Origin of the sequence: Brachyspira pilosicoli, assembly GCF_019402445.1 — a bacterium.
GTDB lineage: Bacteria > Spirochaetota > Brachyspiria > Brachyspirales > Brachyspiraceae > Brachyspira > Brachyspira pilosicoli_B.
This window is the reverse complement of record NZ_SRZM01000095.1, coordinates 1-4,341: the sequence shown is the minus strand read 5'-3', so window position 1 is coordinate 4,341 and position 4,341 is coordinate 1. Positions and strand designations below refer to the sequence as shown.

2 protein-coding genes are annotated in these 4,341 nt (G+C 29.6%); both read left to right on the top strand.

Annotated features, from left to right (window positions below; translation table 11 throughout):
* Nucleotides 1-306: 306 nt before the first annotated feature.
* A complete protein-coding gene (gene htpG, locus E6A48_RS03865) occupies nt 307-2,226 on the top strand; it encodes a molecular chaperone HtpG (protein ID WP_219708707.1) in 1,920 nt (639 codons plus the stop codon).
* 206 nt (nt 2,227-2,432) lie between these two features.
* Entirely contained in the window at nt 2,433-4,034 is a 1,602-nt protein-coding gene (locus tag E6A48_RS03860; protein WP_219708706.1) for a peptide ABC transporter substrate-binding protein, read from the top strand.
* Nucleotides 4,035-4,341: the final 307 nt, after the last annotated feature.

Genomic DNA, 4,341 nt, shown 5'->3' with positions numbered 1-4,341 from the left:
CAAAGCCCTGCAAATAATTAAAATAAAAAACTTAAGAATTCTTAGAATACATTGAAATTATTATTTTATATAAATAAAATAAATATGGTGCTGCACGGTGTGTAGTTCGTTAAGAGCAAAATTACCACAAATAAAAACTTAAAATAATTATTGTTAAAATATTTGAATTTTTTTATTTTTCTTTTATAATATATTAAACTTTATTTTAGACTTTATATATTCACTTCAATACTTTTTATATATTTAATCTTTAATCCGTATAAAGAATTTTTTTAATTTATAAAAACCTATAAAGGAGAGTTTATTATGGCAGAAAAACAAATACTCAATTTTGAAGCCGAAACAAAACAGATATTAAATTTAATGGTGCATTCTATATACACTCATAAAGAAATATTTTTAAGAGAGCTTATATCAAATGCAAGCGATGCTCTAGATAAAGCAAGATTTGAATCTATAACTAAAAGCGATAAATATACTGATATAGATAATTTAAGAATAAAGATAGAAATAGATGAACAAAATAGAACATTAAGCATTATAGATAACGGAATAGGTATGACAAGAGAAGATGTTATCAATAATATAGGCTCTATTGCAAGAAGCGGTACTAAAGCATTTTTGGAGAAAATACAAAAAGATAAAGAAGCATCAAAAGAAAGTGGAATAGATTTAATAGGACAATTTGGTGTTGGATTTTATTCTGCATTTATGGTTGCTGATGATATTATAATAGAAACTAAAAATGTTGATAGTGAAAAGGGCGTTCGTTGGGAGAGTAATGGAGACGGTTCTTATTCTATAGAAGATATTGACAAACAAGACAGAGGCACAAAAATTATACTTAAGTTAAAACCAAAAGATAAAAAACTAGAAGAAGACGGATTTGTTGATGATGATTATTGCAACAGATACACTTTAGAAGGACTCATTCATAAATATTCAAACTATGTTCATTATCCTATAGTTATGGATATGCCTATACCAAAAAAAGATGAAAAAGAAGTTCAGCAATATGAAGAGAAAACTATTAACTCAATGGTGAGCATATGGCAGAAATCAAAAAGCGATGTTAAGGCAGAAGAGTATAATGAGTTTTATAAAGAGCATTTCCACGATTATGCAGACCCATTTGAAGTAATACATACAAAGGCAGAAGGTACTATAGAATATACTGCACTTTTATTTATACCTTCAAAAGCACCTTTCAATTTCCTTCACCCAGATTTTGAGAGAGGCTTAGAGCTTTATTCAAGAAATGTGTTTATAATGGGTAAATGTAAAGACTTGCTTCCTGAATATTTAAAATTTGTAAGAGGTTTGGTTGATTCTCCAGACTTCTCACTTAATATTTCAAGAGAGATTTTACAGCATAGCACTCAATTAAAAAGAATAGCATCAAATGTTGAAAAAAAGGTTTTAGAAACTTTAGAAAATATATTAAAAAATGACAGAAAAAGATATCAAGAGTTTTTCAAAGAGTTTGGCGAGTCTATAAAAATAGGAATATATTCAGACTTTAGCAAAAAAGATAAGCTATCTAATTTGTTGTTATTCCAGTCATCAGAGACAAAAGACGAAGAATATACAACATTAGCAGAATATAAATCAAGAATGAAAGAAGGTCAAGAGTTTATATATTATGCAGCTGCTAAAGATAAAGCTACAATAGAAAAACTTCCTCATATGGAGGGCATGAAAGATAAAGGTTATGAAGTGCTTTATTTCACTGACAGAGTTGATGAGTTTATGGTTGGTATGATGAGAGAGTTTGACGGCACTAAGCTTCATTCTATACTTCAAGCTGATAACAATACAGAAAATAAAGATGAAAACAAAGATTCTACTAATAAAGATGTACTTAATGCTATAAAAGAGGTGTTAGGTGCTGATAAGGTTGCTGAGGTGAGAGAAACTAACAGGCTTAAAGAGAGTGTTGTATGTTTATCAAATAAAGAAGATTCTATAAGCTTTAATATGGCTAAAGTACTTGCTGAGAGTGGTAATCCTATGTTTGCTATGAAGCCAGAGAGAGTATTAGAAATTAATACTTCTCATGATGTATTTAAAGCAATAGAGAAAGAATATCAAGCTAATAAAACTTCTGATTTATTTAAGGAGTATAGCGAACTTCTTTATGATGAGGCTTGTATACTTGAAGGACTTCCACTTGAAGACCCTAAATTATTTGCAAGCAGAATGAGCAAATTAATGCTAAAGTTATAATTGATAATGATTTTATTAAAGATAGAAATTGGGAGAATATTTTTAAAGATTATATTTTTTTAATTTTTATCTTTTTAGTGTTTTGTTTGTGGTGGATTTGCACCCCTGCGAAGCGTGCCTTAGGGTACCCCCACCGCTTCTTTTATACCAATAAGAGAAGCAAAAGAACTGCATTTTTATAATAATTAAAACATTGGAGTTAATTTATGAGATTAAAAATTATTACTTGTTTAATGATATTATCTGTTTTATTGGCATCTTGTTCTAATAATAATGAGTCATCTGATAACACATTAAATATCAACCTTGGTCCGCAGACAAAAAGTATAGACCCTGCTATAAGCTCTACTGTTATAGGTTCATACTATATCACTCATGCTTTTGAGGGTTTAACTACAATAGGTAAAGACGGAAAAATGTCCGGCGGAGCTGCTGAAAGCTGGGAAGAGCTTGACGGCGGTTTGAGATACATATTCCATTTAAGAACTAATGCTAAATGGAGCGATGGAAAAAATGTAACTGCTGAAGATTTTGTATATTCTTGGAGGAGAGTTGTTGATCCAAAAACTGCAAGCGATTATGGATATCAATTTGCTCCTGTAAAAAATGCAGAAAAAATTATAGCTGGAGAATTACCTAAAGAAGAATTAGGAGTTAAGGCTATAGATGATTATACTTTAGAAGTTGTATTAGAGAGACCTACTGTTTATTTCTTGGATTTAGTTGGCTTTACTACATTCTACCCTGTGAGAAAAGATATTATAGAACAGTATGCTGATAAATGGGAAGTAAATGCAGAAACTTATATAGGAAATGGTCCTTTTACAACTATAGAAATTTCTCCCGATGATAGAATAGTAATGGTAAAAAACACAAATTATTGGAATTATAAAGAAGTGTTGCCTGAAAAATTAAACTTTATAATGATGCAAAACCCTACTGCTTCTGTTGCTGGTATAAAAGACGGAACATTAGATTTTTCTAAAGTAGTTCCTACGCAAGATATACCTGTATTAAAGGAAGAGGGTATATTGCAAATAAAACCTTTATTGGGTTCTTACTATTATTGTTTTAGCACTACTAATGAGATTTTAAAAGATGTGAGAATACGCAAAGCTTTAACATTAGCTATTGATAGAAAATATATAGTTGAAAATGTTACAAAAGGCGGAGAAGTTCCTACTAGTGCTTTTGTGCCTTATGGTGTTAATGATGTTGATGGTGGAGATTTTAGAGAGAAGGGCGGAGAGTTCTTTGATATAAATGATTATGCTAAAAATGTTGAAGAAGCTAAGAAGTTATTGGCAGAGGCTGGATATCCAAATGGTGAAGGTTTTCCTGTTTTAGAGTTTAACACAGACAGCGGATTAAATGTTACAATATTTGAAGCGGTTCAGCAGATGTGGAAAGAGAATTTGGGCATAGATGTTCAAATAGTTCAAGAGGAGCTAGCTGCTTTCTTTAGCAATAGATATAGCAGATTATTTACTATAGTGAGAGGCGGTTGGTATGCAGATTTTAATGACCCTATTAATTTCTTAGATTTATTTACCACTCCGGCACCTTTAAACTTCCCAACTTTTAGTAATAAAGAATATGATGAATATTTAAAAGTAGCTTTAACTTCATCAGACAAAAATGCTAGAATGGACGCTATGCATAAAGCTGAAAAGATATTGATAGATAGTTATGCTATAATGCCTATGTATTTCAATACTGAGCCTTTGCTTGTATCAGAAAAATTAAAAGGTGTATATTATAATCCTCTTTCAATACATAGATTCACATATGCTTATAAAGAAAAATAATTTTTAATAAATTGTATTTTGCATTAAGTTCTTTTACTGCTAAATAAAGTATATACGGCAGTAAAAGGACTTTAATTTTTTTGTTATAGTTCTAAAAATGTGCATATTCTAATATTTTAGAAACATATATTATAATACCTATATTTTAGACTAAAATGAAGTTCTTTGTGAATCCTAAGCAAAAAAAATTAAAAACTAAATTTTGATAGACTCAAAGTTTTTAATGTATATAAAAACGATTATTTTATATCAACTTTTTTGTTGTTCTTTTTCCCGCATTTTGTTATATGATTTTTTATTCAACTTT

Coding starts and splice junctions, on each gene's coding strand:
- E6A48_RS03860 (WP_219708706.1), top strand. CDS start 2,433: ATGAGATTAAAAATTATTACTTGTTTAATGATATTATCTGTTTTATTG.
- htpG (WP_219708707.1), top strand. CDS start 307: ATGGCAGAAAAACAAATACTCAATTTTGAAGCCGAAACAAAACAGATA.